We start from the raw sequence: 13,022 nt of genomic DNA, 5'->3' as shown, positions 1-13,022 counted from the left end.
CGCTGGCTAGGGCCCGAAGAGCCCAGGCGCCTGCGTCAGCGCCATCGATGTCCACTGCGGCCACCGCGGACCTTCCACGGCGATGCCCTGCACAAAGCGCGCAACGCGGCGCGGTTGCCGGTCGAGCGCGGTGTTGTCCCAGACCGACGCCGAGTCGCTCAGGCTGATAGCGACACGCACCATCAGCTGGGCATGTCCGCGAAGCGGGAGTACCGGCCCTGGAAGGCGACGGCCACGGTGGCAGTGGGGCCGTTGCGGTGCTTGGCGATGATCAGGTCGGCCTCGCCGGCGCGCTCGGTCTCGGGCTCGTACAGGTCGGGCCGGTGCACCAGCAGCACCATGTCCGAATCCTGCTCGATACTGCCCGATTCGCGTAGATCGGACAGCATGGGCTTCTTGTCCGTTCGCTGCTCCGAGCTGCGGTTGAGCTGCGAGAGCACGACGACCGGCACCTCGAGCTCCTTGGCCAGGAGCTTGGTGGCCCGGCTGAATTCGGAGACCTCCTGCTGGCGGGACTCGACGCGCTTGCCGCTCGTCATCAGCTGCAGGTAATCGATCACGATCAACTGCAGATCGTGACGTTGCTTGAGCCGCCGGGCCTTCGCCCGGATCTCCATCATCGTGAGGTTCGGCGAGTCGTCGATGTACAGCGGCGCCTCGGCCAGCTCGGACGAGCGGCGGGCCAGGCGTGTCCAGTCCTGATCGCTCATGTGCCCCGAGCGCATCGACTGCAGTGCGACCCCGGCCTCGGCCGAGAACAGCCGCATCATGATCTCGAGCTTGCCCATCTCGAGCGAGAAGATGGCTGTCGGCTTCTGGTGCTTGACCGCCGCTGAGCGCGCGAAGTCTAGGGCGATGGTGGATTTGCCGCTACCCGGGCGCCCGGCGACCGTCACCATCTGCCCGGGGTGCAGGCCGTTGGTGATCTCGTCGAGCTGCTGGAAGCCGGTGGGAATGCCGGTGCCGATGCCGCCGGTGGCCGAGATGCGCTCGATCTCGTCGAGCGTGCCCTCGAGCAGCGTGCCGATGTGCACGTAGTCCTCGGCGGTGCGCCGCTCGGTGACGTCATAGATCTCGACCTGGGCGCGGTCGACGACGTCGTCGATGGTGCCGTTGAGGTCCTCACCGCTGCCGGAGGCCGCCGCGTAGCCCATCTGCACGATGCGGGTGCCGGCGGTGACCAGCCGACGCAGCGTGGCGCGGTCGGCAACGATCGCGGCGTAGTAACCGGCGTTCGCGGCAGTGGGCACCAGAGAGATCAACGTGTGCAGGTAGGGGGCGCCGCCGATGCGATTCAGCTGCCCGATCCGGGTGAGCTCGGCCGAGACGGTGACCGCGTCGGCCGGCTCGCCGCGGGTGTAGAGGTCGATGACCGCGTCGTAGATCTGCTGGTGCGCCGGGCGGTAGAAATCGCCGGGACGGATGCGCTCGATGACGTCGGCGATGGCGTCCTTGGACAGCATCATCGCGCCGAGCACCGACTGCTCGGCCTCGATGGCCTGCGGCGGGGTGCGGTCGAAGTCGCTGCGCGAAGCGGACGTGTCCCGTGCCTCGCCGATGAGCGTCATGACCGTTCCTTCCCTGGACCGCCGCGATCCGGACGCACGAAGATCTACCGAGCAGGTCTGACAATTTCTGCTCGGCGGTGTCCCTTGCGGGCGTTTGTGGCGGCTGCAGGAACGTATGGCCCTCAGGTCGCGGCTGACAAATCGACCCGCGCGACGATCGGTGGGCAACCTGTGGGAATCGCCGCAAAGCATGTGCACACAGGTGTGGACAAGCGTGGGGAAAACCCGGCCATCACGCTCTGGACGCCTGCAGATCCGGGCCTGGAGCACCCTGCACGCTGTGGAGGGAAAATTTCTGGAGCTGAATTCTGCGAACCATCCACGTGTTCTGGAGGTTAACGCAGAGCGGGGAGGGCCCTCGGACCAAGATCCGAAAGCCCTCCCCGCGTGGGCCGGTGGCAGGAGCGCTGCTCGCTCCGCAGCGCCGTTCAGGAGCGTTGTTCGCTCCGCAAGCTTCGCTCAGCTAGCCGTGACGGCCACCTGAACCGAGGCGACGACGTCCGGGTGCAGGTCCACCGTGACGGTGTGCGTACCGGTCGTCTTGATGTGCCCGTCGATCTGGATGCGCTTGCGGTCGAGCGTCGGGCCGCCGGCGTCCTTGACGGCCGACGCGACGTCGGCCGCGGTGATGGAGCCGAACAGCCGGCCGTCCTTGCCGGCGCGTGCGTCGAGGGAGACGGCCAGCTTCTCCAGATCAGATTTGATTTCGCGCGCGTGGCCCAGGTCGCGGATCTCGCGGGCGTCACGCGACCGCTTGATCTGCACGATCTGCTTCTCGGCGCCCTTGGACCACAGGATGGCCGCGCCGCGCGGGACGAGGAAGTTGCGGCCGTAGCCGTCGGCCACCTCGACGATGTCACCGGCGAGGCCGAGGCCCGCGACCTCGCGGGTCAGGATGAGCTTCACGATGTCGCTCCTCAGCGGGCGGTCGAGGTGTAGGGAAGCAGCGCCATCTCGCGGGCGTTCTTGATCGCCTTGGCGATCTGGCGCTGCTGCTGGGCGGACACGCCCGTGACGCGACGCGCGCGGATCTTGCCGCGGTCGGAGATGAACTTGCGCAGCAGGTTCGTGTCCTTGTAGTCGATGTAGGTGATCTTCGCTGCCGCGAGCGGGTTGCCCTTTTTCTTCGGCTTGCGAATGGGTGGCTTGGCCATGGTCAGTCTCCGTAATCGTTCGAAAGTTGAGGGTTAGAAAGGCGGTTCGTCGGAGAAACCGCCGCCGCCGGACGGGGGGGCGGAACCCCACGGGTCGTCCGACGGGGCCGAGGAACCGCCACCGCCGCCACTGCTGCCGCCGTCCGAGCCGGACCCACCGAACCCGCCGCCCGAGGACGAGCCGCGCTGGGTGCGGTTGACCTTGGCGGTGGCGTACTTCAGCGACGGGCCGATCTCCTCGACGTCGAGTTCGACGACCGTGCGCTTCTCGCCCTCGCGGGTCTCGTAGCTGCGCTGCTTGAGCCGGCCCTGGGCCACTACCCGCATCCCGCGGGTCAGCGACTCGGCCACGTTCTCGGCAGCCTGACGCCAGATGGAGCAGCGCAGGAACAGCGCCTCGCCGTCCTTCCACTCATTGGAGTTGCGGTCGAACTGGCGCGGGGTGGACGCGATGGTGAACGAGGCAACAGCCGCACCCGACGGGGTGAAGCGCAGCTCGGGGTCGGCGGTCAGGTTGCCGACGACGGTGATGACGGTTTCGCCGGCCATGCTTACCGCTCGTCCGGGCGCAGAACCTTGGTCCGCAGCACGGATTCGTTCAGGTTCAGCTGCCGGTCGAGCTCCTGCACGGCGGCCGGGTTGGCCTGCAGATCGACGATGGCGTAGATGCCCTCGGCGTGCTTGTCGATCTCGTAGGACATCCGACGACGGCCCCAGACATCGACCTTGTCGACGGTGCCGCCGTCGTTCTTCACGACCGACAGGAACGCGTCGAGCGAGGGAGCGATGGTGCGCTCTTCGAGGGTGGGGTCGAGGATGACCATGACTTCGTAATGGCGCATGAGTATGCGAGTCCTCCTGTGGACTGGTCGGCCGCGGGCGGTCCGCGGCAGGAGGTGTGCGCCGGCCTCAGCGAGCAACCGCACTAGGCAGCGATAACTCAGGACAGGCGAACCGGTCCAGGTTACCCGCCGGTCGCGGTGTAGCCGAATCGAGCGGAGCTGCGGGCCTCAGCTCGACGACGACGTCTTGCGGCCCAGCAGGTAGAGGCGGGCGTAGATGCCGGCGACCATGGCCAGGGTGATGACGGCCAGGATGGCCAGCAGCACCGGCAGCTGAGCCGACGGGGAGGACGCCGACGACGCGAGGTCGACCGTCTTGTCCGATCCCCCAGCGCCGTTCTGCGCCTGCGACCCGGAGCCCGATTCGGAACCGCTCGAACCATTGCCGGAGCTGGTCGATCCGGCGGCCAACTGATCGGACGAGCCACCGCTGGTGACGCCCAGGCGGAATCCGCCGTTGCCGCCCGAACCGCCGCCGGCGGAACCGCCGCCACCGGTGCCCAGACCGCCGACGACCATCTGCGGGACACTGACTGCCGGCGGTGCGTAGCTCGGGCCCGTGCTGGTGGGCGCAGCGACGCCTGGGGTGGCGGCGCCGCCGGTGGGAGCGGCGCTACCGGGGTTCAGGTTCGGCACGCTGGGCAGCACGGTCGGCAGGGTGACGCCGGGGACGGTGACGTTCACGGACGGCAGGCCGACGTGCACCGGCCCGACGGAGATCTTCGTCTGGGGCGTGCCGACCGCCAACTTGCACTGCGGCGCGCTCTTCGTCACGTGGATCACGCCGGTCCAGGACAGATCTGCGCCGGACTGCAGCGCGCTGTTCGACAGCGGGACCGAGGTCTGGGCCGCGCCGGGCAGCAGGGCCAATCCGGTGGCCTGCCAGATGATTTTGTGGTTGCCCGCCGTGAGCGGCGTCTGGGATGAGCTGGGGAAGTCGGTCGTCGATCCGCCGGCGACGGTCACCGTCTGCGACGAGGCGCCGCTGAAGATCGTCGCGGTGACGTTCAAGCCGGAAACCTGCCCGGGCTGGAGCACTGTGTTGAGCACGCCGCCGAGTGTCGGCCCGGCCACCGCGTTACCCACACTGACACCGACGAGCGACGACTTGAACGCGATGTGGTCGCCCGGCTTGATCCAGATCTCGGTGCCACCGGTCGAGACCAAGCAATTCTGGTCCAGGACTCCCGTGACCGTAAACGTCGCCGTGTCCGTTCCCGGCGTGTAGTTGGGCGTCGGCGCGGCGCCTGCCGACCCGGTGGGAACGGCGAACAAGCCGAGCAGTGCCGCGACCAGGGCGACGCCGAAACCCGCCAGCCAGATTCGCACGCGACCGCCCGTGGCGGACTGCATGTGACGACCTGGCATTGACGACTCCCTGAGCTCAGGCGATGACGCGTTCAGGTTATCCACGCCGACCAACGGTCAAACGTACGTTACCGGCCGGTACAGATACTCGCAAAAGATCGTCTCGGTACGGCGACCTAGTCTGGGCGGCATGCCGTCCACCGCCTCGCCATCGACCGCCATGATCGGCGCCCACGTGCCGCCCGAGGACCCGATCGCCGCCGCCGCGGACACCGGGGCCGGGGCCGTCCAGTTCTTCCTCACCGACCCGCAGGCCTGGAAGGCGCCGGCCGAGCACCCGCACGCCGACGCGATCCGAAGCGCTGCCCGATCCGGCGAGCTGCGGATCTACGTACACGCCCCGTATCGCATCAACGTGGCCACCACGAACAACCGTATCCGGGTGCCGAGCCGCAAGCTGCTTGCCCAGCACGCCACCGCGGCTGCCGCGCTCGGGGCTACCGCGATCGTGGTCCACGGCGGGCACCTCGGCGAGAACGACGACCCCTCGGTGGGCGTCGAGAACTGGCGCAAGACCTTCGCCTATGCCCAGAACGACGGCGGGTTCGCGTTGCCGGTGCTCATCGAGAACACCGCCGGGGGCACGAACGCGGTGGCCCGCCGTTTCGACCGTCTCGCCCAGCTCTGGGATGCCGTCGGGGAGTACGACGCCGGGTTCTGCCTCGACACCTGCCATGCCCACGCCGGCGGCGAGGACCTGGCGGGCATCGTCGATCGGGTCCTGGGCATCACCGGACGCATCGATCTCGTGCACGCCAACGACAGCCGCGACGCGTTCGATTCCGGCGCCGACCGGCACGCGAACTTCGGCGCCGGGCAGATCGACGCTGCCGTGATCGCCGACGTGTGCCGTGCGGCGAGCAGCGACGTGATCGTCGAGACCCCGGGTGGACCCGACGGTCAGGGCGCCGACATCGCCTACCTGCGCTCGGCGCTCTGAGCCGGCCCGTCGTCCCCGGAGGTCTCGAACACGTCGACGAGCGGGGCGGGTGTATCCCGGTACCCGTCGGGCGCGTGATCGAAGATCCCGCCGCCGGGGTCGTCGTCGCCGCCACTGCGGACGACGTCGAGCTCGGGGTACCACATCTCGCGCACGATCAGCCCCGCGAGCAGGAGCAGCAGCAGGTCGCGGCCGAGCAGCGCGATGACGAGCCCGCCGTAACTGACGCCGTGCGCGGGCACGCTGAGCCCGAGCAGCACGGTCAACGTCAGCATCCAGACCACGATCTCGCTGAACTGCCAGACCAGGTTCAGCCGCCAGCGGGGTCGGGCCAGAGCCAGCAGGGGGACGAGCCACAGCGAGTACTGCGGGCTCCAGACCTTGGTGGTCATCAGGAAGGCAAGAACGCAGAGGAAAGCCAGCTGCGCCAGACGTGGACGCCTGGGCGCAAGCAAACCCAACACGGCGATGCCGGCCAGCGCGATCACCAGGGCCAGCGCGACGGCGATCCCGGGCGGCACCCAGAACGGAGCGTCCGGGTCGGACAGTGACGTCGTCCTGATCGTGCGACCGATGGCCCAGAACGTCGATCGCTCGGTCGGCCGGTCGATGCTGAACTTGTAGAACTCCCACCAGCCGCGGTGGAACGCCAGCCCGATGGGCACGTTGACGGCGATCCAGACGAAACCGGCCGTCACCGCGGCCCACAGCGGGTCCGCGTAGCGCCGGGTCCGCACGGCGAGGATGCCGATCGCGACGAGCAGGAAGACCGGGTACAGCTTGGCCGCGGCGCCCAGGCCGATCATCGCCCCGGCCAGTACCGGTTTCTCGCGGGCCCAGGCCCACAGCGCGGCCGAGGCGAACGCCATGGCCAGCAGGTCCCAGTTCGAGAAGGCGTGGAAGACGAGCAGTGGCGACAGCGCGAAGATCGCGGCGTCCCAGGGCCGTCGGCGTGCGGTCTGGGCCGTCGCTCCCGTGACGAACAGACCGCACAACGACAGCAGCAACGCCGTGAGCACGCCGAAGATCACCAGTTGGGCGGCGCTCGAAGCGATGGCGTGCACGCCCCGGGTCAGGTCAGCGGTCAGCCACATGAACCCGCCGGTCAGCACCGGGTACTCGACCGCGGTGTCGCGGTAGGGCACCCCGCCGATGGACAGCCGCTCGTCGGACCAGAGCGGGACCACGTCGGAGTAGCAGAAATGCGTGTACTGCTTGTTGCCCGACCACTGGCCGGTCGCGCACGGCGCCTTCTGCGCGAAACCGAGCAGCAGGGTCACGATCGTCATGGCCAGCAGCCAGCGCAACGGCGTCCACCAGGAGCGTGCGGTCACGCCGGCGTGCCGGCCCCAGGCGCCGCCCAGCCCGCGTGTCGCCCGCCACACCATCGGGTCGGTCCGGCTCGGCAGCACCGGATGCGGCGGGCCGGCCACGGCCGTCAGCTCAGCCGTCGGCTCGGTCGGCGCCAGGTGCGTCATGCGACGACGCAGTCGGAGCAGGACCAAGGGGAATGGCCTTCGGCGCCCGGAGCGGAGCGACGGGTGGTCATGCGACGACGCAGTCGGAGCAGGACCAGGGGGTATGGCCTTCGGCGCCCGGAGCGGAGCGACGGGTGGTCATGCGACGACGCAGTCGGAGCAGGACCAAGGGGTATGGCCTTCGGCGCCCGGAGCGGAGCGACGGGTGGTCATGCGCTCATCGTGGCATGCTGCCCGGGCCGGTCAGCAGGGCTGCAGGAGCGCGGGCGTGCACGTCGACGGTGGCGGCGTGGGTGGCACGACGGTCACCTGCGAGGGCGGCGGCGAGGTGGGCTGCGTCGAGGGCGGGGCCGTCGGGGTGTTCGAGGCGGTGCTCGGTTCGGTGGTGGGTGTGTCGCTGGCCGAGCTCGACGGCGTGTCCGTCGGTGACGACGGTGTGTAGGTCGGGCTCGGCGCCGGGGTTCCGCCGTCGGTGTCGATCAGGGTCTTGGTCGGCAACTCGATCTTCTTCCTGCCCTTGAGGTACGTATCCATGAAGGTCTTCCACGTCTTGCCCGGCAGGTCCGATCCGTAGAGCGGCTGGCCCTCGGCGTTGTAGATCGGCTTCGTCAACCCGCTGCCCACCCAGACCGCGGCGCTGACCTGGGGGGTGAAGCCCACCATCCAGGCGTCGCTGTTGTTGGTGCCCTTGCCGTTCGCGGTGTCGATGCCCTCGGTACCGGTCTTGGCCGCGGATTGCCGGCCGCCGGACAGTGCATCGTCGCTGTAGGCCGCGATCGGCTTCAGCGTCAGGGTGACGTCGTTAGCCACCCGCTTGTCGACGGCCTGCTGCGGCTGCGCCTTGTGCCGGTAGACGACGCTGCCGTCGGAGTCGGTGGCCTGCGAGACGAGATACGGGTCGTTGCGCACGCCGCCGTTGGCCAGCGTGGCGTAGCCGCTCGCCTGGTCCATCGTGGAGACCGGGTAGTCGCCGATGCCGATACCGAAGCTCGTCGAACCGTCCTTGTTCTGCAGTGTCTTGTTGCCGTTGCTGTCCACCACGGACACGCCGAGCGCGTGCGCGGTGGCGGCGACCTGGTCGGGGCCAGCCTCGGAAGCGAGCAGGTCGAACGTCGTGTTCAGCGAGTACTTCATCGCCGTGCGGATGCTCACCGACGGGCCGCTGACATCGTCGTCGCCCGGGTCGTTCTTGATCGTCGTGCCCTCGATCACCAGCTTCTTGCTGCCGTTGACTTTGCTGTTGATCGAGTAGTGCGCCTTGCCCTCGGTCTGCTTGACGGTCTGGGTCAGGACCGTGGCCAGGACGAAGGGCTTGAATGACGAACCGGGCGGACGGTTGCCCCGGCTGGCGTAGTCGTTGTAATCGATCTGGCCGTCGTAACCCTTAACGTCCGGCCCGCTGCCGCCGTAGTACGCGAGCACCCCGCCGGAGGCCGGATTGATCGCGACCAGAGCGTTCTTGAGGTTGCGCTGCTTCTTGGTCAGGTCTGTGAAGTTCGTGGCGATGGCCGACAGCGCGGCGCTCTGGGCCTTGGGGTCGATGGTCGTGCGGATGGTGAGCCCCCGCGCTGACACCTCGCCGGCGCTGATCCCGTGCTCCTGCAGTTCGGCCAGGACGGCGTTCTTGAGCAGGTACTTCCAGCCGGTGGTGCCGATCCCGTTGCCGCGCGGCGGCTTCACCTTCGGGAACTGCAGCGCGTCCTCCTGCGCTTGCGTCAGGTGCTTCGTCGTCACCATACCGTCGAGTACGTAGCGCCAGCGTTCCTTGGCCGCGGTGAGGTTTACGGACGGATCGTAGTAGCCCGGCGCCCGCAGCAGCCCGGCCAGCAAGGCGCCCTGGGCAGTGGTCAGCTTGCCGACGCTGACGCCGAAGTAGGCCTGGGCTGCGGCCTCGATACCGTAGGTGTTGCGGCCGAAGTAGACGGTGTTGAGGTAGAACTCGAGGATCTGGTCCTTGCTGTACTCACGCGTGAGTTTGACCGCGATCATCAGCTCCTTGAGTTTGCGGCTCAGGGTCTGCGCGTTGCTGAGGTAGGCGTTCTTGACGTACTGCTGGGTGATGCCCGAACCGCCCTGGGTGTTGCCGCCGCCGATGTCCGACAGCGCCGCGCGCACCGTGCCCTTGATCGACACCGCGTTCTCGCTGTAGAAACCACGGTCCTCGGCAGCCAGGACGGCCCAGCGCACGCTCTTGGGCACCTCGTCGAGGTGCACGGTCGTGCGGTCGACCGGGCCGATCTTGGCCAGCGTCGACCCGTCGGCGTACTGGATCGTGGCGACCTGCGGCAGCGGCAGGTCCTCGGGCCGCGGGACGTCGGTGAGCGCGTAGAACAACACGACCGCGACGATCATCAGGCTGGCAAGGGCGCCCAGGCCCCAGGTGCCCAGGATCAAGGAGCGACGCAGCACCCGCTTGCCTATCGGCATGGCCTTGACGCGGGCCTTGCGGGCCCGGCGTCGTTCGACGTGCCGGTGCCACCTCAGGGCAAAGAAGCCGGCGTCGTCCTCGTCGAAGGGTGGTTTGCCGGGGTGCGGGGCGTCGTTCATCGCGGTCACGGTAACGGGCCTTGCTGGGCGAGCTGGTCAGGCGACCGGGGAGGTCTCAGGGTCGGTGTCGCGTGGGTCGGGCGCGCCGGGGGTGTCGGTGGCCTCCGGTGTCGGACCCCGCATCGACTGACGCAGCAACTGGGCGACGTCGAGGACCTGGACGTCCTCACGGGCCTCGCCCTCGCCGACCTTGGCCGCGACCGCGTCGGAGAGCATGACCATGCAGAACGGGCACGCGGTGGAGATGACGTCGGGATCGAGGCCCAGGGCCTCGTCGGTGCGCTCGACGTTGATCTTCTTGCCGATCTTCTCTTCCATCCAGAAGCGCGCGCCGCCGGCGCCGCAGCAGAAGCCACGGTCCTTGCAGCGGTGCATCTCCTCGGATTTCAGGCCCTGGATCGCGCCGAGCACCTCGCGCGGCGGCGTGTAGACCTTGTTGTGCCGACCCAGGTAGCACGGGTCGTGGTACGTGACCTTCTTGTCAATAGGTTCGACGGGCGTGAGCTTGCCCTCGGCAACCAGCTTGCCGAGCAGCTGTGTGTGGTGCACGACCTCGTAGTGCCCGCCCATCTGCGGGTACTCGTTGGCCAGCGTGTTGAAGCAGTGCGGGCAGGTGGCCACGATCTTCAGCGGCTCGGCGCGGGTGATCGAGTTCAGCGTCTCGATGTTCTGCATGCCCTGCATCTGGAACACGAACTCGTTGCCCAGCCGGCGGGCCGGGTCGCCGGAGCACGACTCACCCTCGCCCAGCACCGCGAACTCGACGCCCGCGGTGTGCAGCAGCTCGGCGAAGGCCACCGTGACCTTCTTGGAGCGGTCCTCGAGGGCGCCGGCACAACCGACCCAGAACAGGTACTCGACCTCGGGGTCGAGCTTGGTCCCCGGCTCGGCGACCCGGACGTCGAAGGACAGATCGCTGAACCACTCGCTACGACCCCGGTTGGCCATGCCCCACGGGTTGCCCTTGTTCTCGATGTTGCGCAGCATCGAGCCGGCCTCGGACGGGAACGCGGACTCGATGAGCACCTGGTAGCGGCGCATGTCGACGATGTGGTCGATGTGCTCGATGTCGACGGGGCACTGCTCGACGCACGCGCCGCACGTGGTGCATGACCACAGGACGTCGGGGTCGATGACGCCACCCTCTTCGGCCGTGCCGACGAGGGGACGCAGTGCCTGCTCGATACCCGAGCCCTGCACGCGCTCGAACCCGGACTCGGGCACACCGTGCACGTGCTCGACGCCCTCGTCGGAGAACGACGGTTGGGCATCTTCCGGCACGTCCTTGCCGAAAATGTAGGGCGCCTTCGCGAAAAGGTGATCGCGCAGGTTCATGATCACGAGCTTCGGCGACAGCGGCTTACCGGTGTTCCAGGCCGGACACTGCGACTGGCAGCGTCCGCACTCGGTGCAGGTGGCGAAGTCGAGGTAGCCCTTCCAGGTGAAGTCCTCGATCTTGCCCTTGCCGAACAGGGTGTCCTCGGACAGGTTCTCGGCGTCCATGAAGTCGATCGGCTTGCCGGCGTCGTCGGTGACCGGCAGCAGCGCGCCGAGGGCGTCGGGTTCGCGCTTGGTCAGCACGTTGAGCGGTGCGGTGCCGATGTGCAGGTGCTTGGAGTACACGACGAGCACCGAGAAGCCGAAGATGACGGCCATCTGGGCGAGGATCCAGAACGTCTCGAAACCGGTGAGGTAGGCACCCGACGGCAGCGCCTTGCCAATGGCCCACGACACGAACGGCGCCTTCGAGTGACCCCACGGGAAGTGGCCGGTGGCCGACTGTGCGCCGCGGTACATGAACAGGGTCAGCACGACCAGGAAGATCAGGCCGAGCACGAGCCAGGCCGGGCCGTTGTGCGAGCCGTAGAACCGGCTGTCGCGCTTCTTGCGCTCGGGCGCATTGCGCAGCCGGTTGACCGCGAAGTAGGCGATGCCGAGCAGCACCATGACGCCGAAGAAATCCTCGAGTGCGCCGAGCCAACGGGCCCGCCCGAAGATTGGGAACGCGAAGTCCCGGCTGATGATCAGGGCGCCGTAGGCCTCGACGATGGTCAGGCCCAGGACGATGAAGCCCCAGAACGTCAGGAAATGCGCGATGCCCGGGACGTTCCACTTCAGTAGCTTCTTCTGCCCGAACACCTCGACGAGCTGGCCCTTCGCCCGCTCGTTGATGCCCTCGAGCCGCGTCTTGTCGGCCTTGCCGGACCGGATCAGCTTCACCAGCCAGGCCACCCGGCGGCCGGCGACGGCCACCGTCACGAGCAGCATGATGATGGCGAGCGCGATCCGGACCCAGCCCGGATCGTGATACTCCCAGTCGACGAACCAGTTCTCGGCCATAACGTCGTGCTGCACCGGTGTTCTCCTTGCGCCTCTGCGGCTACCTGGCTGGGCTGCTGGAGACAGACGTGACGCCTCCCGACCTGACCTGAGACTATTCGTTATTACCGACAGGTAACCAACCGGCTGCCGGGGTGTGGCCGGTCCCACCCGGCGGTACGAGCGCTATGAGCCCAAGGAGCGGTACGTGCCGAAGAAATCGCCGTCCTCACGAATCCCGTCCGCCGTCGGCTCGATCCCCCTGGTGGGTGATCTTGTCCGCTCGGCCGACCAGCAGGCCCGGTGGATGCAGGAGCTGCTCGAGCAGAACGCCCGCCTCGTCGGCCAGCTGCCGGCCACCCTGAAGTCGTTCAACGACGCCCTCGAACGTTTCAACCAGACGGTCGGACGCCTCGACGCCGCCGTCACCCGGATCGAGACGGCCAGTCGCACCCTCACCGGCCCACTTGAGAAGGTCGCCGGAGTGCTCGATCCGCAGACGCTGCGTGGGATGGCCGGGGTCCCGGAGACACTCGAAACGCTCCGGCGCGAGACGGTGCCCGCCCTGCGCGCGGCGGTCGACACGCAACGCCAGGTCGCCACCCTGCAGGGCACCATCGACCGCGTCGTCACCCTGCTCGCCGAATTCCCCGGCGCCGGCATCCTGCGCCGGCGCTCCGCAGCTCGGGATGGGGCAGCTCGGGATGGGGCAGCTCGCGGCAACACGACGGACGACCGGCAAGCACCGAAGCCGCCAGGCAAGGCCACCTGACCCTGCGTAACCCTGAGAACGTCGCCTAGGAATC

The 13,022-nt window shown here is 68.3% G+C and carries 12 protein-coding genes; 2 read left to right on the top strand and 10 right to left on the bottom strand.

Annotated elements, in window-relative coordinates:
* Window positions 1-6 precede the first annotated feature (6 nt).
* The 7 genes from ACFFC4_RS12480 to ACFFC4_RS12450 form a co-directional block, all read right to left on the bottom strand.
* Window positions 7-183, bottom strand: a complete 177-nt coding sequence (locus tag ACFFC4_RS12480) for a hypothetical protein (RefSeq protein ID WP_375501288.1) — start codon at window positions 181-183, stop codon at window positions 7-9.
* Complete coding sequence (gene dnaB, locus ACFFC4_RS12475) at window positions 183-1,568, bottom strand: replicative DNA helicase (protein ID WP_375501286.1); 1,386 nt, start codon at window positions 1,566-1,568, stop codon at window positions 183-185. Before dnaB ends, ACFFC4_RS12480 begins: the two co-directional genes overlap by 1 nt.
* Before the next feature lie 459 nt (window positions 1,569-2,027).
* Window positions 2,028-2,474, bottom strand: a complete 447-nt coding sequence (gene rplI, locus ACFFC4_RS12470; RefSeq protein WP_375501284.1) for a 50S ribosomal protein L9 — start codon at window positions 2,472-2,474, stop codon at window positions 2,028-2,030.
* Between the two features lie 11 nt (window positions 2,475-2,485).
* Window positions 2,486-2,722, bottom strand: a complete 237-nt coding sequence (gene rpsR / locus ACFFC4_RS12465; RefSeq protein ID WP_375501282.1) for a 30S ribosomal protein S18 — start codon at window positions 2,720-2,722, stop codon at window positions 2,486-2,488.
* Window positions 2,723-2,755: 33 nt separating this feature from the next.
* Entirely contained in the window at window positions 2,756-3,271 is a 516-nt protein-coding gene (locus ACFFC4_RS12460; RefSeq protein ID WP_375501280.1) for a single-stranded DNA-binding protein, read from the bottom strand.
* Between the two features lie 2 nt (window positions 3,272-3,273).
* A complete protein-coding gene (gene rpsF, locus ACFFC4_RS12455; RefSeq protein WP_375501278.1) occupies window positions 3,274-3,564 on the bottom strand; it encodes a 30S ribosomal protein S6 in 291 nt (96 codons plus the stop codon).
* A 168-nt stretch (window positions 3,565-3,732) separates the two neighbouring features.
* On the bottom strand, window positions 3,733-4,917 hold the full coding sequence (locus ACFFC4_RS12450; protein WP_375501276.1) for a hypothetical protein: 1,185 nt from the start codon (window positions 4,915-4,917) through the stop codon (window positions 3,733-3,735).
* Window positions 4,918-5,062: 145 nt separating this feature from the next.
* Between ACFFC4_RS12450 and ACFFC4_RS12445 the strand changes: the two genes are divergently transcribed.
* Window positions 5,063-5,872, top strand: coding sequence for a deoxyribonuclease IV (locus ACFFC4_RS12445; RefSeq protein ID WP_375501274.1), 810 nt, complete (start codon window positions 5,063-5,065; stop codon window positions 5,870-5,872).
* On the opposite strand, the gene ACFFC4_RS12440 is transcribed toward ACFFC4_RS12445, so the two are convergent.
* The 3 genes from ACFFC4_RS12440 to ACFFC4_RS12430 form a co-directional block, all read right to left on the bottom strand.
* Window positions 5,851-7,350, bottom strand: a complete 1,500-nt coding sequence (locus ACFFC4_RS12440) for a glycosyltransferase family 87 protein (RefSeq protein ID WP_375501272.1) — start codon at window positions 7,348-7,350, stop codon at window positions 5,851-5,853. The genes ACFFC4_RS12445 and ACFFC4_RS12440 overlap by 22 nt on opposite strands.
* A gap of 243 nt (window positions 7,351-7,593) precedes the next feature.
* Window positions 7,594-9,897 (bottom strand): transglycosylase domain-containing protein, encoded by a 2,304-nt coding sequence (locus tag ACFFC4_RS12435; protein ID WP_375501270.1) that lies wholly within the window; start codon window positions 9,895-9,897, stop codon window positions 7,594-7,596.
* A 36-nt stretch (window positions 9,898-9,933) separates the two neighbouring features.
* Entirely contained in the window at window positions 9,934-12,237 is a 2,304-nt protein-coding gene (locus ACFFC4_RS12430) for a heterodisulfide reductase-related iron-sulfur binding cluster (RefSeq protein WP_375501449.1), read from the bottom strand.
* 187 nt (window positions 12,238-12,424) lie between these two features.
* On the opposite strand from ACFFC4_RS12430, the gene ACFFC4_RS12425 reads away from it, so the two are divergent.
* Window positions 12,425-12,988 (top strand): hypothetical protein, encoded by a 564-nt coding sequence (locus ACFFC4_RS12425; protein WP_375501268.1) that lies wholly within the window; start codon window positions 12,425-12,427, stop codon window positions 12,986-12,988.
* Window positions 12,989-13,022: the final 34 nt, after the last annotated feature.

It is taken from the genome of uncultured Jatrophihabitans sp. (assembly GCF_964244045.1).
In the GTDB taxonomy this organism is placed as follows: Bacteria; Actinomycetota; Actinomycetes; order Mycobacteriales; family Jatrophihabitantaceae; genus Jatrophihabitans.
This window is presented reverse-complemented; position numbering and strand designations above follow the sequence as displayed.